The sequence below is a fragment of the Bacteroidetes Order II. bacterium genome, from assembly GCA_016788705.1.
Classification (GTDB): domain Bacteria; phylum Bacteroidota; class Rhodothermia; order Rhodothermales; family UBA2364; genus UBA2364.
The window spans coordinates 54,473-78,586 of sequence record JAEUSQ010000008.1; the positions used below are offsets into that span (position 1 = coordinate 54,473).

At 48.4% G+C, this 24,114-nt stretch carries 18 protein-coding genes; 8 read left to right on the forward strand and 10 right to left on the reverse strand.

The window, feature by feature from the left end; translation table 11 throughout:
- Nucleotides 1-793: 793 nt before the first annotated feature.
- Nucleotides 794-1,720 (forward strand): GNAT family N-acetyltransferase, encoded by a 927-nt coding sequence (locus JNN12_01600; GenBank protein MBL7977005.1) that lies wholly within the window; start codon nucleotides 794-796, stop codon nucleotides 1,718-1,720.
- A gap of 12 nt (nucleotides 1,721-1,732) precedes the next feature.
- Entirely contained in the window at nucleotides 1,733-2,032 is a 300-nt protein-coding gene (locus JNN12_01605; GenBank protein ID MBL7977006.1) for a Dabb family protein, read from the forward strand.
- A gap of 67 nt (nucleotides 2,033-2,099) precedes the next feature.
- On the opposite strand, the gene fabG is transcribed toward JNN12_01605, so the two are convergent.
- Nucleotides 2,100-2,846 carry a 3-oxoacyl-ACP reductase FabG gene (gene fabG, locus JNN12_01610; protein MBL7977007.1) on the reverse strand — a complete coding sequence of 249 codons (747 nt, stop codon included), beginning with the start codon at nucleotides 2,844-2,846 and terminating at the stop codon, nucleotides 2,100-2,102.
- 125 nt (nucleotides 2,847-2,971) lie between these two features.
- Between fabG and JNN12_01615 the strand changes: the two genes are divergently transcribed.
- Together JNN12_01615 and JNN12_01620 are read left to right on the forward strand one after the other, a co-directional pair.
- Nucleotides 2,972-3,253: a hypothetical protein gene (locus JNN12_01615; GenBank protein MBL7977008.1), complete on the forward strand. Its 282-nt coding sequence runs from the start codon at nucleotides 2,972-2,974 to the stop codon at nucleotides 3,251-3,253.
- A gap of 167 nt (nucleotides 3,254-3,420) precedes the next feature.
- On the forward strand, nucleotides 3,421-4,311 hold the full coding sequence (locus JNN12_01620) for a 4-hydroxy-tetrahydrodipicolinate synthase (protein ID MBL7977009.1): 891 nt from the start codon (nucleotides 3,421-3,423) through the stop codon (nucleotides 4,309-4,311).
- 75 nt (nucleotides 4,312-4,386) lie between these two features.
- On the opposite strand, the gene JNN12_01625 is transcribed toward JNN12_01620, so the two are convergent.
- The 3 genes from JNN12_01625 to JNN12_01635 all read right to left on the reverse strand — a co-directional run bounded on the left by JNN12_01625 (nucleotide 4,387) and on the right by JNN12_01635 (nucleotide 10,235).
- Nucleotides 4,387-5,511 carry a beta-lactamase family protein gene (locus tag JNN12_01625; GenBank protein ID MBL7977010.1) on the reverse strand — a complete coding sequence of 375 codons (1,125 nt, stop codon included), beginning with the start codon at nucleotides 5,509-5,511 and terminating at the stop codon, nucleotides 4,387-4,389.
- A 66-nt stretch (nucleotides 5,512-5,577) separates the two neighbouring features.
- On the reverse strand, nucleotides 5,578-9,195 hold the full coding sequence (locus JNN12_01630) for a DUF1080 domain-containing protein (GenBank protein ID MBL7977011.1): 3,618 nt from the start codon (nucleotides 9,193-9,195) through the stop codon (nucleotides 5,578-5,580).
- A gap of 107 nt (nucleotides 9,196-9,302) precedes the next feature.
- The gene (locus tag JNN12_01635) at nucleotides 9,303-10,235 is read right to left on the reverse strand and encodes a hypothetical protein (GenBank protein MBL7977012.1); all 933 of its coding nucleotides are present in this window, start codon (nucleotides 10,233-10,235) and stop codon (nucleotides 9,303-9,305) included.
- A gap of 189 nt (nucleotides 10,236-10,424) precedes the next feature.
- Here JNN12_01635 and JNN12_01640 point away from each other — a divergent pair, with 189 nt between their 5' ends.
- The 4 genes from JNN12_01640 (at nucleotide 10,425) to JNN12_01655 (ending at nucleotide 13,689) form a co-directional block, all read left to right on the forward strand.
- On the forward strand, nucleotides 10,425-11,144 hold the full coding sequence (locus JNN12_01640) for a pyridoxine 5'-phosphate synthase (protein MBL7977013.1): 720 nt from the start codon (nucleotides 10,425-10,427) through the stop codon (nucleotides 11,142-11,144).
- A 140-nt stretch (nucleotides 11,145-11,284) separates the two neighbouring features.
- The gene (locus JNN12_01645) at nucleotides 11,285-11,701 is read left to right on the forward strand and encodes a DUF3276 family protein (protein MBL7977014.1); all 417 of its coding nucleotides are present in this window, start codon (nucleotides 11,285-11,287) and stop codon (nucleotides 11,699-11,701) included.
- Between the two features lie 216 nt (nucleotides 11,702-11,917).
- Nucleotides 11,918-13,039 carry a histidinol-phosphate transaminase gene (hisC, locus tag JNN12_01650; protein ID MBL7977015.1) on the forward strand — a complete coding sequence of 374 codons (1,122 nt, stop codon included), beginning with the start codon at nucleotides 11,918-11,920 and terminating at the stop codon, nucleotides 13,037-13,039.
- A gap of 50 nt (nucleotides 13,040-13,089) precedes the next feature.
- Nucleotides 13,090-13,689, forward strand: coding sequence for a bifunctional nuclease family protein (locus tag JNN12_01655; protein MBL7977016.1), 600 nt, complete (start codon nucleotides 13,090-13,092; stop codon nucleotides 13,687-13,689).
- A 63-nt stretch (nucleotides 13,690-13,752) separates the two neighbouring features.
- Here JNN12_01655 and JNN12_01660 read toward each other — a convergent pair whose 3' ends face one another.
- From JNN12_01660 to JNN12_01685, 6 genes are all read right to left on the reverse strand, one after another.
- The gene (locus JNN12_01660; GenBank protein ID MBL7977017.1) at nucleotides 13,753-16,032 is read right to left on the reverse strand and encodes a response regulator; all 2,280 of its coding nucleotides are present in this window, start codon (nucleotides 16,030-16,032) and stop codon (nucleotides 13,753-13,755) included.
- A gap of 287 nt (nucleotides 16,033-16,319) precedes the next feature.
- Nucleotides 16,320-19,241 carry a DPP IV N-terminal domain-containing protein gene (locus JNN12_01665; protein MBL7977018.1) on the reverse strand — a complete coding sequence of 974 codons (2,922 nt, stop codon included), beginning with the start codon at nucleotides 19,239-19,241 and terminating at the stop codon, nucleotides 16,320-16,322.
- A 342-nt stretch (nucleotides 19,242-19,583) separates the two neighbouring features.
- Complete coding sequence (locus tag JNN12_01670) at nucleotides 19,584-20,573, reverse strand: ketoacyl-ACP synthase III (GenBank protein ID MBL7977019.1); 990 nt, start codon at nucleotides 20,571-20,573, stop codon at nucleotides 19,584-19,586.
- Complete coding sequence (locus JNN12_01675; GenBank protein MBL7977020.1) at nucleotides 20,563-21,855, reverse strand: hypothetical protein; 1,293 nt, start codon at nucleotides 21,853-21,855, stop codon at nucleotides 20,563-20,565. The genes JNN12_01670 and JNN12_01675 overlap by 11 nt, the downstream gene beginning before the upstream one ends.
- On the reverse strand, nucleotides 21,845-22,687 hold the full coding sequence (locus JNN12_01680) for an MBL fold metallo-hydrolase (protein ID MBL7977021.1): 843 nt from the start codon (nucleotides 22,685-22,687) through the stop codon (nucleotides 21,845-21,847). The genes JNN12_01675 and JNN12_01680 overlap by 11 nt, the downstream gene beginning before the upstream one ends.
- Nucleotides 22,666-23,679 carry an NAD-dependent epimerase/dehydratase family protein gene (locus JNN12_01685; protein MBL7977022.1) on the reverse strand — a complete coding sequence of 338 codons (1,014 nt, stop codon included), beginning with the start codon at nucleotides 23,677-23,679 and terminating at the stop codon, nucleotides 22,666-22,668. The genes JNN12_01680 and JNN12_01685 overlap by 22 nt, the downstream gene beginning before the upstream one ends.
- Nucleotides 23,680-24,114 lie beyond the last annotated feature (435 nt).

Here is a 24,114-nt window from a genome sequence, read left to right on the forward strand (position 1 = left end):
GTACGATCGCACCTGCTACTAGGCTGTATGGCACTCAGTCCTTCTTCCGGTAGCACATTTCCTTGGCAAGGCTATACAAGTCAACCAAAATAGACAAATAAACATAGTCAAATTAATGTAAACTAAAAAGGTTTTTACGCTAACCTAAACGCCTTCTTAATATGAACACGATTCTGGATTGCCCCGATTGCCATAGCCATAAAGTAAAGAAAAATGGACAAACACACAATCAAAAACAGAACCATAAATGCAATTGTTGTGCAAGACAATGTATCTTAAATCCAACAAAAAAGTCAGTATCCGACCAAGAAAAACAAATTGTAAGAGGATTACTTGGTGAACGAATTTCACTTCGCGGTATCTGCCGAGCCATGAAGAGAAGTTTGTCGTAGCTTATGGGCTATCTGCAAGAAGTATATACCAACATTCCAGAAGATTTAAATGTGGTTCAAGAACCTGCAAGTGAGCGTATTTTAGTTCAACTATATGATTGTGAGTGCGATGAAGCATAGAGTTTTGTTCAAAATAAGGGAAATCAGCGTTGGATTTGGGTTGCATTGGATCGAGAGCGTCGTCAAGCCATCTCCTATCATATTGATGGACGAACCGATGTGGATGCAAAACGTTCTTGGAAAAAAAATCCGAAAAATTATCGTTTACAGTGTACATTTTACATGGATTGTTGGTCAAGTTATTTTGTGGTCTTTCCTAATGTTACACTGCCCGCGCAACCACATGGGGTGTTTTTTTTGTACTTTATCCGCAAAGTACTGCTTATTAGACCTCCACGACAATGCAAACCAATCGGAACTTAGCCATTCGACCCATAACAGCGACAATTCAAGAAAACGCTGCACTATTAGAAATGTGGAATGCCTCGGCAGATTATGACCCGCTTACGCCGGATCTTTGGCAGGAATTTGTTTACCAAGACCCAGATTTTGTACCGCAGCACGCATTAGCCGTGTTTGCGGGAACCCAACCAGTTGCTTTTGCGATGGGTGTTGTGCGTTCGAGCGGTATTGGGTACATTAAGATGATGCTGGTTTCTAAGACCTATCGCAAGCAAAACGTGGGAAAGATGCTCTTACTTCGTATGGAAACGGCACTTTCCGATTTGGGCGCACATACCATTCGGGTGGGCGAGGCCCCGCCTGCCTACTTCATCCCCGGCATAGACCCGCGTTACACGTCCACCATCGCCTTTTTTCAAAAAAACGGTTACGAAAAATTTAATGAAGGCTACCACATGCACTGCAATCTTTTGGCCGATGATTGGGATACCAGCGAAGCAGAAGCACGTTTATTATCACGCGGTCTGGAAGTACGTCGTGCCAACTTGCAAGATTTTGAACCGCTAATGGCTTTTTTGGCCCAATATTTTAGCGCATGGCAGTTTGAGGTGGCCGCTTCGTTTCGCAAAAACCCTGTGGCCATACACCTTGGCCTACGGAATGGACAACTCCTCGGATTTGCTGCATATGATGGGACACATGTCGGCCTCCCGTGGTTTGGGCCAATGGGTACAGACCCCACTGAGCGCAAATTGGGGATTGGGGCGGTTTTGCTCAGACGTTGTTTGCGGGATCAGAAGGCTGATGGCCATACATTTAGTGTCATCCCTTGGGTAGGACCCTATACTTTTTATGCACAACACGCTGGTGCCGAGATTTCGCACGTTTTTTGGCGCTTTCAGAAAACAATTTCTCCTGTTTCTTAAACAAAAACCAAGATGATCAGACACATCGTCCTATGGTCATTGCCTGCCAATGATCCAGAAAAAGCAGTTCACGCCCAAGAGATTAAAGACCTACTCGAGGGACTTATAGGCCAGATTCCTTCCATTCGTCACCTTGAAGTGGGGATTAATCTGCCCGAAACACCAGAGACAAATTGGGATGTGGCGCTGTTTTCTGAATTTGAAGACCGAGCTGGTCTGGAAGCGTATCAAAGCCATCCAGCACATCAAGCAGGTATCCCACGTATAAAGAGCTTGGTCTCCGGACGTACCTGCGTAGATTATGAGGTGTAACACAAGGGCCTTCCTCCCAAACCCCTTGTGTTTGATGCCTTGGTCTTGTTAGAGGGCCTTGGTCTTGTTAGAGGGTAAGCCCGCCATCCACACTCAAGGTGACACCAGTAATAAAAGAAGCCTCTTCGCTGGCGAGAAACAGATAGGCATTGGCAATATCTAAGGCTTCGCCCAGCCGCAGAACGGGTGTTTTTTCGCGAAACATGTCTAACACCTTGTCTGGAATGGTGCTGACCATGTCGGTCGCAATAAATCCTGGCGCAACCGCATTAACTGTGATCCCTCGGCGACCCAGTTCCCTGGCCCAAGTTTTGGTCATGCCAATTACACCAGCTTTCGTAGCCACATAATTGGTTTGGCCAAAATTCCCATAAAGTGCCACCACCGAAGCGGCGTTCAGTACACGGCCATAACCGCCCTCAATCATATAAGGGACGGTAGATTGTGTGCTATTGAACACGCCTTTCAGGTTTACGGCAATTACCCGATCAAATGCTTCCTCCGTCATTTTGACGAGGGTGCTGTCTTTAGTAATGCCGGCATTGTTTACCAAAATATCCACCTGCCCAAAGGTTTTGTGGGCGAATGCCGCCATCGCGTCGGTTTCGGTTTTTTTCGTCACATCAACTTTAATAAACGCGGCCTGATAGCCCTGCTCCTTTAGTTCGGCAACAAACGCTTCTCCTTTTTCTACGTTTACATCGGCCACAACCACACGTGCGCCTTCCTGCACAAAACGTTCGGCCGTTGCCCGGCCAATCCCTTGACTGCCACCCGTGATGATGGCCACCTTGTCTGCGAGTCTCTGTTGCATACGTTGTTTTTGTTGGTTAATTGTTAGGATAATAGCAGTTGGGGATACTTTTGTGGCAGGAACATTTCAAAATAGGGTTTTCTTTCGCCAAGAGAGATCCTGTCTGTAAAAGCAAACATGAACTTATGGCAAAAGGTAACCTTGGCAAAAAGAAACATTCTTTATGTTTGAAAACTTTCAAACGAAATAAAGATACTAATCTTGTGTCTGCAAAACAAGCCCCTCCGCTTTTGTATGTACCGAAGGAGCTATTTTTTTTAGCATTCCCAACCTTGGTCAAAAAAATCTATGGGACGGGTCAAGAGAATTTCGCGGGATTCCAGACAAAAAACGGAGAAACACCCTTTATGAAATATGATTTGCAAGAAGGTCTTGTTTGGAAATTAATGATCGGATTCGTATTGTAAATGATGCTAATACGTCATGACTTTCATGCCTTCAAGCAAAACCATAACCTTAAATTTGTTGCATTATGATGACCAAACCCAACCCGCGCAAACAAAAGCGCAACTACAACAAGGCACTCATCTATGCCACACAAACAAATCACAACAACATCTAACCATCCAAAAACATGATCTTCAGAGGAACAGCGCCTGCAATGGTAACGCCTTTTTCGGCTAATAACCAATTGGATCTGGGCGCATTGCGCAACCATATTGACTTTGTGATTTCCGGTGGCGTGGAAGCCCTTGTGCTCCTTGGAACTACCGGAGAGAACCCTACCATAACGGGTGAAGAACGACGCCAAATTGTAGAAACGGCGATCGAACATACCAACCAACGCATCCCCGTTATCATTGGAACGGGAACCAACGACACCTCAGACTGTATCCGCTACTCCCGTGAGGCCGCTGCTGCTGGCGCTGACGCCCTTCTTATCGTAGGCCCTTATTATAACAAACCCACGCACAACGGCTATATGGCCCATTTCGCTGCTGTTGCTGATGCCACTGATTGCCCCATCATCGCATATAACGTACCAGGACGTACCGGATCAAACATCAAAGCAGAGACCATGTTGGCCATTGCCGAGCAGGTTCCGACTGTTGTAGCGGTAAAAGAAGCGTCGGCAGACCTTGCCCAGATATCGGATATTATCCGTAACCGCCCTGAAGGATTCGCTGTCTATGCGGGTGATGACGAGTTGGTATTGCCGATTACGGCATTGGGCGGCGATGGGGTGATTTCGGTGCTGGCCAATGCCGTTGTGCAGCCTTTTACAGATTTTGTACGGCTGTGTCTTGGTGGAGATTTTACGGCCGCCAAAGCCACACACTACGAGTTATTAGACATCATGCGGGCTTGTTTCTACGAGTCTAACCCCATCCCCATTAAGACCCTACTAGGTGAAATGGGCCTCATGAATCCGCTCATGCGCCTACCGCTTGTTCCGATGGGCGAAGGGCCAAAAGCCAAAATGATGGACGTTTACCGTTCATTGGGCATCGAGCAAACTGCCTAACCGTTCCTGTAAAGACATCAGAACGATCGTACCGCATGGCTTTTTGGTCTTGCGGTTTTTCGTTACGTTGAACCCTTATTGGGTTTGTTCATGCCAATGCCAGACATCTTCTTTCAAGAAGCCTTCCTTCACGAGCAAAGTCTGTATTTTCCGGAAAGCGGCGTGGTCGTCGGCACGGTTACTAAACCATGCCACCAATTTTCCCGAAGCAGGCATGGCAATCACAAAAGTTGAAAATCCGCAGGTAGAGCCGGAATGAAACCACATGTCTGCGTCGAAAAACCATCCTGCCCCATAGCGGTGTTGTGGACCAGCCACCGAGAACAACGTTTCGTGCACCTTTTTAAGGGGGATCGGGGTGTTGTTTAACAAAGCGCTATACCAACGGGCATAATCGTTTAAAGAAAGATAGACACCACCATCACCTAGGGTGGCACTGGTTTGGCTTTGGTCGTTAAAGTGCCACTTCTCCGGCCCTCTCCTGACATATCCAAAGGCCCGATTCGGAATGCGAACAGGCGGTTGAAATGCCATCGCACCCTTCATCTCCAATGGTTTAAATACCTTCTCCATTAAAAATGCCGAAAAAGGCATCTTAGCCGTTTTTTCCACAATGAGTGTGAGCAAACAATAGGCAGAATTGCTGTACCTGAATTGTGATCCGGGCGCAAAGTATGTGGAATCTACGACTTGTAGAAGCCGCAGGTGATCTCGGTCTTCAATTTGTCGGAGGCGTTGATAGTCTGCACCAAGCAGTTTATATACCTGCGGATTTTCCCATAAAACACGTCCTGTCTCATCGGCTAAGAGGCTTTCTCCATCTATCATTCCAGAGGTATGGGTAATCATGTGACGGATCGTCACCTGTTCGCTCCAAGCGGGAAGTTCCGGAAAATAGTGACTCAAGCGATCGGATAAGCGCAGACTTCCTTGTTTTTCCAATAATAAAACAGCTATTGCAGTAAACTGTTTGGAGACCGAAGCCATCCGAAATGCCGTTTTAGGGGTAATGGCCATTGGTTTTCCCGTGTACGCCGTCCCATATCCTTTACTGAAAATCACCTTTCCAGCATCCATCACCAAAAGGGCAACACCTGGTTCATGAGGGGTAAAGTGTGCATCAAGTACGGCATGTAGCTTTTGCGGCAAGGATTGTGAAAGGGCCATTACAGGAAACCATAAAAGAAGCAATCGGAGCATAAGGCATGATTTCAAACGAAAGGGCCAACAACCACAGTTGGCCCTTTCAGGAGTTATTTTGCAGGATTACAACTTCCGAATTTTGATATTGCGGAACCATACGGGGTCCCCATGATCTTGTAAGGCAATACGGCCCTTCCGTGATTTGGCAAAGTCTGGCATTTCAATGAACTTAGAGCCTTTAACGAGGGCGGTCCATTCGGGGGTCCAAAGGGTTGTCGAGACCACTTTTATCCCATTTAGCCAATGTTCTAACTTTCCTTTATTCAAGACAATCCGAACAAAATTCCATTCACCAACTGGTTTTGTGGGATAGAACGGGCTTCCGATCAGGTCATAAAGGTCTCCGGCACGGTGTTTAGGTATGCGGCCATCTGGATGCTTGGCGATATCGAGAATTTGCATTTCTGGGCCTGTTAGCCAAGGATATTTGTATTTGGCCTCTTCCACCACCAAGTACATGATCCCAGAGTTTCCTCCTTCCGAGATTTTCCACTCAAGGTTCAGTTCAAAGTTTTCATATACTTCGTTTGTCACAATATCGCCCCCATCTTGCGTTTGCCACTCGAACTTTTCCCCGCCCAACGCGAGGGTACCGTTTAGGGCTTTCCATGCAGATCCAATGCCTTGTTTGCCATAAGTTCTCCAGCCATTGGTCGTTTTGCCATCGAACAACAACTGCCATCCAGCCGTTTTTTCCGCCGAAGTAAGGGTATTGGGTTGACGAATTTCCCCAATGGCCGAGGCGGTGAACCCTGGTGCATTTTGGGGAATACGGTTTAGGGTGTACCAAGCTTCGGTACTCCACAAACTGTTTCCTTTTTGACTCACCCAAGGCTGCATCAACCGGATATACACCACGTGTTGTGGTTTAAGGCCAGGAATTTCGAGAAACACCTTTTTACGGTCTTCGGAAACCGCCACTCGGCTGACCTTCATGGTCTGTAAATCCATTTTAGGCCCTCCATATTCAATCGTGGGTTTGTACCACCATTGCTGAACGAGGTATTCAGACGGATCAAATCCATCGTTTATACCCAGAGGTTCTGTAAACTCGACCTCCATCCCATTGCTTTTTGCCCGGACGGCCAGCATTTCAAAGGCCGATTTACCATTGTATGAGAGGCGTTGGAGGCCATACCATAGTTTACCCGTTTGCCCCCAGTTTCCCGGATTCCCGATGCCACCCACATAGTATTTGCCATCCGCGCCCAGTACCGATCGGTTTACCCCGGCCTCCAATCCTTGGATAAACCGGAACACCACTCCTTGGTATTCACCTTCTATTTTTTCCGCAAAGACCCGTTTTAAGCCACCATGTGTAACTTCGCCGTGCATCATCTGTCCTTTGTATGGGCCAGTTTCTAACGGCAAGGGTTGGCTTGGCGAATTCCCGATCTCGTCTTGCGGCAACCAAACCACGGGCTGCATCACGGGCGTATTGGCTGTTCCTGCAAAATCTACCGACCTCGAACCATAAAAAGCCCCTTGTTTCACATGCAAAATCTTGGAGGAAGGCAACCAATCCCCTTGGTTATCTGCGACAAACATTTCTCCATCCACCCCAAATCCGATGCCATTGGGGGTTCTAAGGCCCGATGCAATAAATACTACCGAACCATTTTGAAGGTTGATTTTGGCGACTTTCCCGCGATCTGGGATTTGTGGGTCTGCACTGGCGCCTCCAGGCAATATGGCCGTTGCAAGGGTGGCGTAAAAGAATCCATCCTTATAGGTAAGTCCAAAAGCGAATTCGTGGAAATTGGGTGATACCCGCCATTGGTTGCTCACCGTCAGATATTCATCGGTGAGGCCATCTTTATCATGATCAACTAATTTTGTAAGTTCATGTTTTTGAAGAACATATATTTCACCATTTACGATCTTAAGGCCCAATGGTTCAGCCAAGCCAGAGGCAATAAGCGTCACTTTAATCTTTTCTGGATTACCATTGTTCACATTTTCAAGTTTATAGACCCCGCCAATCTCGTCCCATGTACTGACATAGACCGTTCCATCGGGTGCAACATCCAGACCTCCCACCATTGGTTTAAAGTCCTTAGGTCGGATGGTTTCGAGGGTGAAGCCCGGATGTACGTCCAATAGGGGCGCGGCATCTCCTGGTCTTCCGATAATTATAGGTTCTGGCGCGACATATGGCTTGGTCTTTTTCAGGTCTTTGGGATCATAGCTGAGTAAAGAAGATGGAATTACCGAAAACGCCTCTTCCCCGTGACGAATCCATTGCAAAGAGACTGCCTTTCCGCCGCCGCCCTGAAAAAACCGCAAGCGAATAGGATAGCGGCCTTGTTTCAGTTGTACCTCCCCGTCCTTTGGATCGGGTCCATGTAGCCCGCCATTATCCACCACTTTTTTTCCATCAATGTACAATTCAGAGCCATCATCACTAATCGTTCGGAAGACATAATTTTTGGATTCAGGGATTTGAATAAAGCCAGTAAATTCGGCATAAAAATTCTCGTCGAGGTCTCCAAAATCTTCTGGCGTGGTGGCATGTACACTCGGTACTACACCCGCATAAACCGGTGCATCTTGGTCTGTCAAAGTGGGATAATCTTCCAAAGAAGCAAAACGGTAGATATTAACAGCCAATCCTTCATTTTTCGGATTAGGTACGGATTTCATTAGGGAGAATGTGGGACCTTTGTCTAAAGGATCCTCGTGCAATTCTTCACCATCCAACGACAATATGTATTCAATCATGGCCTTCACATCGGCTACAGGCAAATTGGGATGCGGCGTCATTGCAGCCTCTCCCCATACACCTGCACCTCCCTTGATCACTTTACCCACCAATGTATTGATACTGGTATTGGTGTATTTGTATTTCTCGGCAATGGCCCGAAAGGCAGGCCCAACTGTTTGGACACTTTCGTTGTGGCACGTATAGCAATCGGTTTTTTCCATAAGAACCACTGCGGGGTGCTTCACGCCGGATGAGTCCTTGGGCGCAGCAGCATATACCTTGGGGGCCGCTGCCAACCAAGCCGTGAGTTTGGTTTTGGCATTAGCTTTGAGGTAGAGCGTGCCCGATACAGCATTGGTCATTTTCTCGGTATTGGGCAGCACGTCAAAATTGCCGTCCGTTTCGTAACTTTTAGCCTCAGCCAAGGAGTTCAGGTGGAGGGCTAACGCCACCGAAGTTCCATTCGGAACATTTTCGGTCTCCCATATCCGTTCAAATCCAATTTTGCCATCTTTTTCTATATATTCTGGAGTCTCTCTGACTGTCATCACCTTTCCATCCGCACCTGTCAATTCATAACGCAGGGTTACTTGCCCGTTCTGAAAGCGGTGGCCTTTGTATTGCACCTTTGGCTTCGTGTCTTGGCTGCCCGATTTTAATAGCCACGGGGTTCGGTTTTCGCTGATAAAATAGGCAGGGCCAATACTGGTGGGCTGTGGGCCATGATTTTGGGTATAAACAGGACCATCAAAGTTTACCCCTTCTTTCCAGAGCCGGAAAAAAGAACCATTTTCGGCATCATAGGCTGCCCACAGGTCTTTGTGAAGGGCAATGGTCACCATACGCGGTTGTAAATCCAATACAGAGCGGAACACCCAAGGGTCACGTCCACGTTCAACACCTTTTTGTTTACAACCCAAAGGCAATAATACCAGCGTCAGAAGCGCTACGTAGCGAAATATGTTAAAATTTTTCATGGAATAAGTGGGGTGAGACAGGGAAAGAATACAAGAAAACGACACCACAAAAGAAATTCGGTGGTTTACAATTTAATACGAAGATGTAAAGCTTTCCAATAGGTAAATCAAGAAAGAAGTGCCGCACCAAGACAAGGCACAAACGGACTCAGGCTCGTACTGGTGTCTAACAGACGATCGGCCATATCTCCTAGTAATGTCATGGGATTAAGCAACTTGGGGGTAACACCAAAGGCATACGTCAGGCTGGCAAAGGCCGTAACGTCCACCGGATTCCCATAGATAAAGATGCTTCCGACCATGGTAGGCAGGAAGTGGAGTCGCTCCATCATTTGCAGGCTATGACGGGTACTTTCTTCTGGCTTGATGCGCTCGGCAAAGGTACTAAAATGCAAATTTGAGGACCTGCAAAGAAGAAACTCGGTATGGCTTTCGTAGCAACCCAATGCCAAAATGAATGGGAGCCGTTGCCGCCCCTGTTCGGCCTCGCTGGCCATGCGCTCGCTGATCACTTTTGCCACCGATGTTTCTAAACTGACGAATTGGTAGCGCGCCCGATTAAAATCCTGAAGACAAGCGGCAAATCGGTTATATACTTCTTTGAACACAACACTAATGTGATACCACGTCACCGTCTCCCCGTTTTCAAATTCCTCTACATAAAGCGGCTGTGGCCAAAAGTGTAATTTGGGCGTCTCGGTTCCGACAATGGTCCGGGCTTCCTGCAAAAACACCCGTGCACGTGCGGCTTCATCTAATCCGGAAGAGACGGGTACATAAAAAGAATACCCCTGATTGGGGTGCAAAGCCAAGCGAACTTCGGCGGTATAGCCCTCGCCAAAGACATTGTTTAGCGCAAGACGTAAGGTCTCCAACGCTTCGGGGCGGCTTTCGTGTCCTAAAAGTGCTTCTGCGACGTTAAAATCAAAGCCGCAACTCCCCAATCGAACCAATTGCCAAGACTGGGCTTGTCGTTGTACCTCGGCGTACCGAAGGGTGTCGCCAGAAAGTTCTATACCAATGATGTTTCGGGATTCCATGCTCTATAAGGCCAAGTAGCAAAATACTGCCCACACGGGGCAAACGTCGAAAAGGCTGGAGCGTCAAAATAATGGCCCTTCAGTCAAAATACAAGGCTTCTATTTGATTTGTTGTTGTGTAATTTGGGGCATTCGGTATTTCATTCGTAAGTTATGGCCGTTTTTCTAAAATATTTAGTATTTTGATACATGACCAATCTTCTGATTAATATTGACCACATTGCTACCCTGAGAAATGCGCGTCGGGAAACGTTCCCCGACCCTGTTCATGCGGCTGTTTTGTGCGAACTCGCTGGGGCCGACGGCATTGTGTTCCACCTTCGTGAAGACCGTCGTCATATTCGAGAGCGGGATGTGTTTTTGTTAAAAGAAACCGTTCGGGGTAAATTGGATTTTGAACTATCGCTGGCGTCCGAAATCGTGGACATCTGCTGTAGCGTTAAGCCACACCTTGCTACCTTGGTGCCAGAAAAGCGCGAGGAAGTAACCACCGAAGGCGGCTTAGATGTGGTAGGAAACCAGAAAGCGATCTTGGCCGCCACCCAGAAACTTCAAGATGCAGGCATCGAAGTGAGCCTATTCCTTGATCCTGATCCGGTGCAAATTGCCGCAGCAGCAGAAGTGGGGGCCACCTGCATTGAATTACACACCGGAGACTTTGCGAATGCACGAACCCCACAGACCCAGATCACACAAGCCCAGAAATTAGGACAGGGCGCCCGCCTCGCACATGAACTGGGACTAAAGGTTCATGCCGGACATGGCTTAGACTACCACAATTGGTACTTCTTCCGTCAACAAGTTCCCCATGTACAGGAGGTCTCTATTGGCTTTGCCATCATCGCACGAGCAGTTTTGGTGGGTTTAGAACGCGCTGTACAAGAGATGAATGCCCTTGTGAAAGCCTAAAGATGAAAAAAACAACTACATCGCAAAAATAATGCTTGGTCAAAGGAAAAACTTTTTTATTTTGTAATTTCTCGACCGGAAACCCTTACCCGGTTCCACCATTGTTTTTGACAAACACCAAGAGTAAACCGCGAAGATTGATGAGTTACCGCAATACTGACGATTCCTATGATCGCCGCTACGACGACAGGCCGCGCTCCCGCGATCGGGAAGAAGTTTTTTCCAAACGCGTACCTGCCGGAAAAAGAACCTATTTTTTTGATGTGAAATCCACCCGATCAGGCGAAGATTTCTTTATCACCATTACCGAGAGCAAGCGTGTTTCGGAAGACCGGTACGAGAAGCACAAAATTTTCCTCTATAAAGAGGACTTTGGTAAGTTTTTCCGTGCCTTCCACGAAGTGGTAGAACATATTCGGGAAAGAATGCCGGATGCCGATATGCGCGGGCTTCCAGAGTCGGTCACTTTTTCGGATGCAGACCAACCGTCTTCGGATCCATTCCGGTTTGATGACGATGTCTTTTCCGACAAGTTTTTACCGGAAGACGACCAATAAGGCGCTATCGCAATGAAAGTACTGAGGCCGGATAATTTTTTATCCGGCTTTTTTTATTTGGAAATATTCCGCATCTTCCTCACAATGATCGAAGTCTTTTTAGTTTGATAAAATTTATTGATGCTTATATGAATTAAACGCCGAATTCTTTGTAATACAGGCTTCGCGTTTGCATTTTATACTACACAAGTACCCATTGTCAATCACAACGATCTCATGACAGAAGCCACTACCCAACCCGAAGCCTTAACCCATCTTATAGACCAGATCCGGCCCACTATTCGAGCAGAACACGCCTATCTGGTGGGATTAGAAGCACACATTGCCACCAAATTAAATCAAAACGAAAATCCTTATGATTGGCCCTCCGAGATCAAGACCCAATTATTCGATTCGTTTCTAACCATCCCTTGGAACCGTTATCCGAACGATCAGCCTGTACTTTTACAAAAAGCCATTGCAGATTATGTGGGACTGTCTCCGGATCAGGTACTGGTCTCAAATGGCTCGAATGAGATGATGCTTTCCATTGGCTCGGTTTTGATTGGCAAAGATGCACCTGTGGTTTTACCCACCCCCTTGTTTTCGTTGTACGAGAAGATTGTCCGCCTCTGTGAAGGGCGTATCATTTCGGTGGCTTGTCGGCCAGATTTCGGCTTCGACCTCCCAGCCATTCGGGAGGCCATTCTCACCAACAACCCTATACTGACGGTTATCGGCGCACCCAACAACCCTACGGGCGCCCATGTCTCGAAAGAAGACCTTTTGGAGATATTGGATCTTTCTTCTGGTTTTGTTCTGATAGATGAAGCCTATGCAGAATTTGTGGATGATGGCCGGGGAATGCAAACAGCCTTGGCCCGGTACCCAAACCTGCTGATCCTGCGCACTTTTTCTAAATCGTTTGCATTGGCAGGTATCCGGATTGGTTACCTCTTGGGGCATCCAGCTGTTCTACGTGAAATTCTTAAATACCGTATTCCCTTTATGGTGGATCATCTGACAGAGCGTATTGGGGTGACGGTATTGCAACATGTAGACTGGATGCGCGAGAAAGTACGCGAAATCGTTTCGGAAACCCAACGGCTGCAACAAGCCCTGAAAGAAGTGCCGGAGGTCATCCAACTTTTGCCAACAAAAGCCAATTTTATGCTTTTTAAGACCAGCCTGCCAGCCAAAAAAGTCATGGATACAATGTCGGAAAAAGGCATTCTTCTACGCAACATGAGCGGGTATGCGGAACTAAACGATTTTTTGCGGGTGAATGCCGGAACGCCGGAGGAAAACGACCGATTTTTGGAAGCCATTAAAATCGTGTTGAGGGGCGAACAACGGTGAATCTTGCTCCGGTTTTTTGTACCTTTAGTGGTTTTTAAAATTGGAGTCCAATGGATTTAATTCAGGTAGATATCATCGGTTTATCCACCAGCCCTTCAAGCGGTGGAGCTTATGCACTGGTTTTGGGTGAAATGGGTGGAAACAGAAGACGCCTTCCGATCATTATTGGGGCATCCGAAGCACAAGCGATTGCCTTAGAACTGGAAAAAATAGACCCACCACGTCCTATGACGCACGACCTCCTCCGCGACGTTTTCCGCTCTGTCCGTGCAAATGTTTCGGAAATCGTAATAGATGAACTGCGGGAAGGTACGTTCTATGCCAAAATTCGTTATGAGTTCGAGGGGGAAGAACAAGAATTAGATGCTCGCCCCAGCGATGCGGTTGCCTTGGCTGTTCGTGTGGATGTGCCTATATACGTAGAAGTCAAGGTTTTGGAAGAGGCAGGCATACCTACCGACGAGGAAGGGGAAAGCCCTTCGGTTCCGGTGCGCTCTTCCGATTCCAAGCCAAAAGAGAAGCCCGCTTCGCCAAAATCCAACATAGAACGAATCCAGGCCGAACTACAAAAAGCCATAGAGGACGAAGAGTATGAGAAAGCAGCTCGGCTTCGTGATGAGCTTGAACGCCTGACGGGCAAGTCGAACTAAGTGGCTTTTTGATAAATATTTTTAAAGCGCCCCCAGAGTTTCTTGGAGCGCTTATTCTTTTCCTCATGCAGGCCGATTGCTACGCCGATACTCCGACGGAGACTTCGCATATACCTGAGAGAAAACGGCTGAAAAATGTTTGGCATCTTGGTAGCCCACCAAACCAGCAATTTCCACGACACTTTTTGACGTCTGGATCAATAGTTCCGCTGCCCGCTCCATCTGCATCAACCGTACCAAACCGTTGGTTGTTAATCCAGTGAGTTGTTTTACCCGCCTTCCCATATTCCGTGAACTCATGGCCATCATATCGGCCAGCCATTCCACGCCCATCAATGAAGAACCCATTTGTTCCGAAATGTGTTTCCGGAGCCGTTCTAGCCATTCCCGGTCTTCAATAGTCATGAAGCGGTTTGCCGTGGCTTCATGGTGTGGTGCGGACGTACCCAGCAATAAGCGACGAAGATGAATCAGGTTTTCCACCCTGCGCAGCAGCATGTCACCATTAAAGGGCTTGGCCAAATACTCATCCGCTAACAGAGTATACCCCGCCCCCATATCTTCCTCCGTTGAGCGGTTGGTCAGGAGAATAACTGGAATCTTTAGCCAGTCCGGCTGCGTCCGAATGGTTTTCAAGAGGCCAAAACCATCCATTTTGGGCATATTGATGTCGCTAATAACCAAATCGGCGGTATGCTGTCTGAGGACGAGGATTGCTTCCTCGCCATCCCCAGCTTCCAATACCTGATAGTCGGTTTCGAGCATGCGCCGCAGGTAGGCACGAAGCTCTGGCTGGTCATCCACCAGCAAAATGGTTGCATTCCGTATGTCTCCTTGTTTAAGAAGGGGTGGATGCGCTGTAGTAGTCACTGTCTTTATTTCGGTTACCGCCTCCAAAATAAAGGGCGTTTCGCGCATTTCGGTAATCTTGGGTGAAGCCACAATCTGCGCTGTTTGGATGGGGATGGACACGCGGAAGGTGCTACCTTTTCCAAAAGTACTCTCTACTGTCAGGTTGCCGCCATGTTTTTGAACCAATTCACGCGCAAACGAAAGCCCAATCCCAAAGCCGCCCAGATGTTTTTCTTGCTCGGCCTGATAATATCGGTCAAAAATAACCTCCAAGTCTTCTTGGCGGATTCCCACCCCTTGGTCTTGAACCTCTAATATGGCTACAATGCCGTCCGGCTTAATCTCTTGATCAAGCATAAGCCGAACCTGCCCTGAAGTGGGTGAAAACTTGATCGCATTGGAGACCAAGTTTTGCACAACTTTTTGCATCATGGATCTATCGGCGAAAATGGGCAATAAAGAATGATGGTCATCAAAATAGAGGGAAATTTCTTTCTGTACCGCTAAGGGCTGAAAAAAGTGTACAATTTCTTCGATAAATACCACCCAATCAAAAACGGTAGGGGAGAAAGTCAGTTCACCCGCATCCATTTTTTCTAATTCGATCAATTCGTGGACAAGTCGGTGAATTTCATTACTGCTCCGTTCTGCCAATTCGAGGTTGGCCTTTACTGGTTGAGGCAAGTTTGGATTGGCGTTCAGGGCATCTCGAATGGGGCCATAAATTAGGGTGAGAGGTGTTTGGAATTCGTGGCTGATATTGGCAAATAAACGGCTCTTCTGGTGTTGCAACTGAATAAGTTCTTGCGCTTGGTGTTCCGATTTGTTACGCAGATCCTCGGCTTGTTTTAGGGCCTTAAACTGTTGATAGCGGGTATCATGTAGTACGGTGTTAATTACCAAAAAAACGGCACTGACAATGGCCATGTAGGTAATGTCTGCGGTAATAAAAACCCGACTATTTGCTGATGCTACTTCGTTTAAGTTGTACAATTGCAACAGGCAAAAATACAAGAACATAACCGCAACACATATAAAAAGAACCTGCTTGGGCCGGAAAGGAACAGCCCCTGTCCCTACGATCAAAAATAACACCAGCCATTCAGAAGTTCCACTTAAATCGCCCCGAATGAGGTCATCCAACATGCTAAAAAAACAAATGGTCAAGACCATAAATCCCATAAGGAAACGGCCCTTTTGCGGATGGGTTAATACACGGGAGAGATAGATGGATAGGGCGCATAGCACCACAATCAATATTTTATCGGGTAGTGCGACATAGTTGGCTGTATCTACCAGATTATACCAGAACGTCAGTTTTAGTCCGGCAGAATACCATCCCAAAAGGTTGGCGATGGTTCCGAAAAATCCTAAAATACCAGCAATAAACAAACCTAACCGAACCAATTGCGCCAGTTCGGCCTCAAAATCAGGGTCAGAAGCTTCTCGTTTGGCTGCGAAACGGAAGGCGTGTATAAGGTTTTGCAGCATGGGTGAGGAAGGCGGGCCTGCAAGTTAGTGTTTCCTAAGATACAATCTCTGGCATCGGGTGTGTGTAACAATTTTTAATCAGGAATTGCTTTTCACATCAATGGTTTATTTGGCCTTCTGAATGGTCTTAAAGCGTCTTTGAAGGGTAAAGCAACCCTTCGCAACTTTGCCAAAGGCAAGGGAAGAAGCGAAGGGGAAGAATAGATATTACGAGATCGGGCGTCTTTCGGTTTTCGTCTGCACGTATGACGGTTATGGCGGGTGTTTCGGGCGTATAGGGTTGTTTTTTAAAAGGGCACCAGGGTTTGAACACGCCAGAACCAACGCGGAGCCGCCTTCCAGTCTTGGGCCTTCCACGACTGACCACCACCCGCTACAATCGGCAAACCGAATACAATCACCTGTCCTTGTAACTCCCAGCCTGTACGGGCTTGCACCACCCGATCCGAAAAGGAAGTTTTTCGCCATGTCGCTCCCGCATCCATAAACACTGTTGGAGAAACACCCCCTAAACCCAGTACGCCACCCAAGAAGCTGGTTCGGAGGTTCAAGGGTGGCAACCGAAGTGCTGCACTTCCAAAAGCTACCCGATCTCCCAATGCGCTTGCATTAGAACCGCGTACCCAAACACGATCTCCAATATCTAAGCGGCTCAGCGGCATACCTGCATCTTCAATGGGCAATCCCACTTCCCAATTAAACCGATCCGAAAGCCCTAAATAATCTTGCGGCAAGTTTTTCCCCCATTGCGCTTGCATCCGCCCATTCACCAGCACATGCCCCATCGGAAGCGGGAAAATGTGATATGCTTGGGCATCTGTGCGAAGGTGATTTTTTGCATTTCCGCCCGCCCCTAAAACATTTTTCGCCCGAAGCTGTACGCCCGTCCCAACTTTTGGAAAAATGGCGTTTAGGGTATGGGGTTTTTGCAAACGATAGCGAAAGACCAAGTCCAAAATGGCTTCTTTTCCTGCTAAAGGGCCCTCCAAACGGGGGATTTCAATCGGCACTTCCATGTCGTCACTATCCCGTCTTTCGGTCAAATAAGGCCGACGATCCGTAAACCCTAAGGAGGCCGTAAAGGTGGTGCTACGGAAAGGCCGAAACCAGCGATCTATCGGGAAGGTCGCATCCAGTTTTAGCTCCGTCCGATTTTCGCGATAGCCTTGATTCGTCCAATTCAAGTTGCCATTGACCGCCGAAAACATAAGCGAAGGGCGAAACTGGTTATTGGCATACGAAAACCACAAGAAGGGCTCTTCGTTCTTTAAGTCTAATAAATTCAAGGCAAAAGCGCCAATAATCTGATGTTTACCCAGCGGTTCGCTAAAGACCGTAATGCCGCTAAACGATTGCGGGACGGGCAAGAGGAAGCTAAACATGTGCCGAATATTGGAAAAGCTATTATAGGCACTTCGCTTTTGTACCAGCGTTGGATTGGCAGGAATTGCCCAGGCCACATCCAAAGCGGGGCGATGGGTTTTCCAGGCCGTATAAGCGCTTGGTACGGGGGGCTTAATTTCGCGGGCGGTTTTGGTCGCGGGAAAACGGTAGGCTTCGTCTTGGGAACGGCTGTTTTGCACAATGGCATACAACTCACTACCAGTCCACGCTGTCACCGAAGCCCCATTTGCCAAGCGGGTAACCCGTTCTATTTTTCGTGTTGCCACCTCCATCATAAACACGTTTGGGACATCATCTTTCAGCGAAGTCAAGGCCAAACGGATGCCATCTGGTGACCAAATCACGGAGCGAAAATCTTCTTTGCCTTCATAGATTTCGGTCTGCTCGCCCGTACTGACATCTATCAACGCCAATGGACGGCGGCCCTCGGCATCGAAATAAGCATAGGCCAAAACCTGTCCGCTCGGATGCCAAGTCAAGTGAATGCCCTGCACATCCCCTGTAAAGGAAGTCAGTCGGCGCTCTTTACCGGTCGCCATCTCCCGAATCCAAACATTGGCGGTTTGCCCTTCTGCCGCAATGTAAGCCAACTGGTCTCCTTTGGGCGAAAATGTGGGCGAAATGGCACGGCGGTTGGTTGTCAGGCGTGTTTCCCGTCCCGATTCCACCTGTACCATAAATAAATCGTTGATCCAACTGCCATTGGCCACCCGCCCATTCCGCGAAAACACAATTTCTTTTCCAAAATGCCGCCAAGCAAACGGCGCATTTAAGGAGCCTTCGGCCAAGATTTTGGGGGCTTTTTTGGGGCGAAGCAAAAGCAAGCGCTCAATCGGTTCGTTCAAAGAAGCCAGCCCAATCAAAGCGACCTGCGAAGTATCGGCAGGATTCGGTTGTACATCAGAAATAAACTGCCCGGCTAATTTTAGCTTTTTGCCACCGAGAGAATCAGGGCTTTCTTGATAAGCCGCCATCGTGTTATACATGATATTGGCAAAACGCCGCCAATCAGCATTGAACCTTGCATAAGGCTTGCCTGTTGTGGCTTTAAAGGCTTTGGGGAAGTCGTGAACTTTAAAGCCCAAGGGTGTTTTTTTGCGCCACGCCAATAACTTTGCCAAGGTGCTATCGCCGTATTGGGTCGCGAAATATCGAACTTGCGCATTCCCAACGGCATATAAAACCCGCCCATTGTCCAATGCGTCCCCATCTTCATAACTAGGACGACCTTCCAAAATCGCCCGCCGAAGCCAACGGTCGCCCCGCGCTGCATCCCATTTTTCGGTGTAATATTGTGCCAAGCCTTCCGCCCAATGCCGTTCCATTTGGGTTCCAAATAAGTTTGTCCAAATAAAATTGACCTTTGGAACGCTAATGGCTTGATAATGAAAGAGATGCACCAATTCATGTGATAAAACCTTGCGCAGCCACTTCACCTCGCCGGTCGCAAACTGCCCCGCCTCGTTAATATTCACCCAAATACAACTGTATTTCCCCAAAAGTGGCGTGGCAAACCCATTCATAATCTCGTCTTCATCCGAAAAATAGATGGGGATTTTATGCTTGAACTGCACCTTCATATTCGCCGACAGCACCTGATAGGTTTCCTCTGCAATCGCCGCCGCCTCGTTCTCAATTCCTGCTAAATGTTTAGGATAGTGCAGTTTGAAATGCTCGGTTTCCGCAACTTGCCACGCCAATTCAGGATGGTTTCGTCCATTGGTTTGATTGAAACCTTGTGCGGCAACTTGTAGCCCACAAAGGCTCATCAAACTGAAAAGAATACAGAAAAAACTTGGTTTCATATCCTATAAAATAGATTACATCAAAGCCAAAGGATGTGCTTAAAAAGCGGCTCCTAAAATACGGAAAAGCCTTGCTACGACAAGGCCACACATCCCTTTCACGCGGAAGTTCATTTAGGGCCATTGGCTGCAACAAATGCCAATCTTTCAGTGTAACGCGAAAAGGGTTGCCCCAACAACCTTTGGCGTATCGCGGAGCGGCTCCCGAAAGCGTTGTTTTTGAATGGTTTTATGTTCGATGACCCAAACGCCATCGGGTTTTCCGAACGCCAATGGGTTTGCCCTTAGCCAACCTTTTAATGTGACGTGGAGCGACCCCAAAGCGTTGTTTTGCCGTAACCCTCACGCAAAATCCAGCGCGATTGCGCCTAAGGAAAGCCCCGCACCGCTGCCTAAAAGCAGGATTTTCTTGCCATTGGGGTTAACGTCGCTGTGGAGCAAGGTAGCCAAGCCCAAGGGGATCGAGGCGGCGATGCAGTTGCCGTATTGGGACAGGGTTTCCACGACCTTGCTTTCCGCCACGCCAAAATGTTGCAGGAAATAGGTATTGCCAAACTTACTGGTTTGATGAATGACGATGTGGTCGAAGTCGTGGAGGGAACGTTGCAGCGCCGTTTCTATTTGCGCCACAAAACCGTCTAAGTGTTGGATGGTCAGGCGAATGAGGTTTTTGCCGTCCATTTTAAAAAAATAACCTAAGTCATCAGCAGAGGCTTGCTGTCCGCGATCCACTGCGCCGCCCAAGGGGACATGGGCTTGCATCGCACCCGATGGAAAGTTTTGAAAGGCGGTATAAACGGGTTGATAGCCGCTCGTTTCGCTCGTTTCCAGAATCGCGGCGACGGCGGCATCGCCAAATAAGCCAAACACTTTCTCGTCTTTCGGCGTGAGCGCTTTGGAGGCAATCTCTGAAGTCACCACCGCAATCCGCCGATAGCGCCCCGATTGTAGGTATAAATGTGCCACATCTAAGGCATTTAAGAAGCTCAGGCAGGTGCTATCCACATCAAAGCATGGGAAGGTCACGCGGTCATCGGTGAGCTTCGCCTTGATGAGGACGGAATTGTGCGGAATGGGATAGTCAAACGCGCCGCTGGCTGAGATCAGCAAATCCAAGTCTTGCGGGGCTAAATGGGTTGCTGCTAAAGCCGAGTTTAAGGCCCGTGCGCCCATTTCGGAAACGGTTTCTTCTGCCGAAACATGATGCCGAAACGCCACGCCTGTGTTTTTTTCAATGCGGCCAGGCGTTCCATCCGCCAAATGGTCTAAGGTGACGGAGGCGATCCTGTTTTGGGGCAAATAGGTTGCGATGGCAGCAATTTTAAGGTTCATACGGCACTCGCTTAATTTTGCGCATTTTGGTTCCCGCTTCCTGCTCCACCCGATTTTCGACGTGATATTGCACGCCCTCAATCCCAAACGATGCAAAAAGCGCATCTAAGGTGGTCATAAAGCGGGCTTTTAAGTCCTCGAAATCGGCGGCATCGCAGGCAATTCCCAAGGTCAGTTGGTTTTCGGCGGTTTGTACGATGCGGTATTGGGAAAAATCGTCGGTGGTTTGGGCAATGCGCCGCGCCACCAAGTCGGGATAAACGCGAATGCCCTTCAAAATCAGCACATCATCGTCCCGTCCTACAATGCGCTCAATCGCCAAACGCAGATCGCCACAGGCACAAGGCGTTTTTTTGACCTCCAGCACATCATTTAGTTTATACTTCACCACAGGCTGGCTGGATCGCGAGAAGTCCGTGACGATGGGGAAGAAATGGATTTCGTCTATCCATTCTTGGTCAAAATGAATAAAATCCTCGTTCAGGTGCATGGTTCCATGCGGGCAAGTGACCCCTAAAAACCCTTCGGTGCATTGATAGACTTCCGTTATGGGAACGCGAAACGTGGCTTCGATCCTGCGTTTATCGGCTTCGTGTAGGACTTCGGCAAAGGAAATGACCTGTTTGGGCGCAATTGAAAGGCGGTTTTGGTGCTGGGCTTGGGCAAGATCCACCAATAAAGACGGCTGTGAAGCCAAAATATCGGGTTGATACGCGGCAAGCTCGGCAATCAGTTCGGGCAAGGGCTTAAATAAGTCGAAATAGCGAAATTCAAAAAGCGAAGACTGCACCGAAGCATACAAGTTGCTATTGGCACGAAGAAAAAACGCCACTTTTTGTTTTTGGAAAAGCTTGGGCTGGATGACCCGCTTCATCACCAGAGCCACCCATTTGGCGCGTTCATCTTCCGATACCAAGAAAATGCCCCGCTTGCCACTGGTTCCCGTCGAAAGCCCAATCGTAATGCCGTTTAATTCCGTCTTGAAGTTGCGGCTTTTTTCGGCACCGAGCGCCACCGCCATTGCTTCTTCTTTCCGAATTTGGCAGGTATTGATTTCGTCGAAGTACGCCATGAACTCGGTTTTGGTAATCTGTGGCACGGCTTCCCAATCCAAATTCGCCCCTTTGAAAAATCGGGCATAAAACGGCGAGCGCCGCAATACCGTTTGGGCAAAGGCTTGCAGTTTTCGTTGCTGATAAGCTGCCAAGTCCGCCCGCGACCTAAAACGCGGTATGAGGGCGTTTTTCAGCCCATAAAAAAGGACTTTGCGTTTAAAGCCCATGTCGGATTCGGGTTAAAGTTTGAGGGCAATGGGTAAACAGAACTTGAAATTCGGGGTTTGCGGCTTCAAAACGTCGAATTTTGGCCTGGGTCTCCACAAAATCCGCCCAAGAATCGAAGAACAGTTTCACCACACGGCGCGGCAAAATTCCTGCGCGGTAGGTATCATAGGCCCAGGACGCATCCGTTCCAAAGAAGATTTTTTGGTCGTCCTGCTCAAAAATAAAGCCCAACATCCCCCGCGCATGACCTTCCAGTCGCACCAAGCGGAAGGCGGTTTGCTGGAAAAGGGTATAAACCGTCAAATCGGCTTCGTTCGTATAACTTGCATCCGCAAAGGCTTCAATCGTTTGGACGCGATCTGCAAAATCGGGCGGCAATAACCCATGCAGAATCCCTTTTTTGACGGCTTTAAAGCCTGAAAGCGCCTGCACCTCGGCCCAAGCATTGGCGCTGCATAAAAACTGGGCTTCGGGAAAATCTTTTAGCCCCGCCAAATGATCGCCATGAAAATGCGAGAGGATTATGTAGCGAATGGCTTCCGGGGCGATGCCTTTCTGGGCCAAAATCTGTGCGGCCGTTTCGCCTTCTTTCAGAAACATGGGGGTCATCCACCGATAGAAGCGGGCTGGGAACGATTCGGTGGCGCGTATAAATTCGGGGCTGTAACCGGTATCAAACATCACATAGCCCAGATCGGGCAGGTGAAGCAGCGCCCAAACCGCATAAAACGAGGTCTTGCCCCGTCCTTCCTTCGGATTGGCAACGGCGGCATGGGCAACGCAGTACCCCGAAGCAAAAAGTTCGAGGCTTAGGCTTGTTTTTTGTGCCATGCTACATATTCGTCTATGCCTTCAAACGTCGTCATCACGGGCTGGTACCGGAGGCGTTCTTGGGCTTTGGAGATGTTTAAGGTCAGGTTTACAAACAGAATTCCCACGCCGTAGCGCGTCAGGCTTGGTTCTTTATGGGGATGAAAGGTTTTGGCGATGTTTTCCAATAAACGGCCTGCCCAGAGCGCCACGCCTTTCGGAATTTTGCGCGTTGGTGGCTGAAGGTCGAGCTTGACCAAGGCATATTTGAGGGCTTCCCAAAACTTCACGGGCTGGCCATCGGTGATGTTGTAGGCTTCTCCACACGCATCGGCTGCCGCACGGATGCAGCAATGGATGGCTTCGATGACGTTTCGGACGCAGGTGAGGTCGCAAATATTTTCCCCGTCGCCAATGATTTTCAGCCGTCCTTTATGATAGGCTTCCAAAACGCGGGGGAAAATCACGGTGTCTTCGGCCCCAATAATGGCACGGGGGCGCAAAGCAATCGTCTCCATGCCTTGCCCGTTCATGGCCAAAACCAATTCTTCTGCCTTGCGTTTGGTCTCCGCATACGCATTGACCATTTGGGGCGGTAAGGGATCGCTTTCCTGAATGTCCAAACGATCCGTGTAATCGAAGTAAATGCTGGGTGTGGAAATGAAAATAAAACGTTTCACCCCGTTTTGCAGGCTGGCTTTGAGCAGCGTTTCGGTCGCCACGATATTGGATTGGCGGAACGTCTCGTACGCCCCAAACGGAGCCGAGAGCGCCGCACAATGCACCACGATTTCTGCATGTTGGGTAAGTTGCTCGCAAAATTGGGCATCGGTCAGATCGCCCGCCTGAAAAACACAGCCCGCTGCGGTGAGTTCATCGGCGCGGCTGCTTCGCCGCGAAGTGGCCAAGACGGTGTATTCGGGGAACTGGGCTGCAAAGTGCTTCGCTGCCCGCCCGCCCAAAAAGCCCGCCGCGCCCGTAATGACCATCTTGGGGGAAGACAATGCTATCATGTGGTAAACCTTTTCGTTTTATGTGCCCAGCAAGGTGCGCTTGGGTAAGCTAAGATAAGCCATGCACGCGGGTTTATCCCGTTCCGCTCGCGCTTCGTGGGTTATTTTCCCCAAGTTTCGGGACGGTTCCCCGCTTTTGCGACCACTCGTTTATGGCAATCCAGAAAAGCATCCAATGTTTTAAGCCACCAATCGTTTATGCTTGTCTTAAATTGCTCTTTGATGGGCCAGTAAAAAGGTATCCATTGGGGCAAGCAACCGAAAATAAAAAGCGCCACTCAGCACAGAGGTATAAGGAAACATTGCACAGTTTGCTAAGTAAATAGATGGCATTTTAGCCGATTAACCCTATGAGCAACCCCAAAAAACATATCCGCTTTGATTGGGCGGCGAAGCGATTGCTGCGCGACAAGAAGAACTTCGACATCCTCGAAG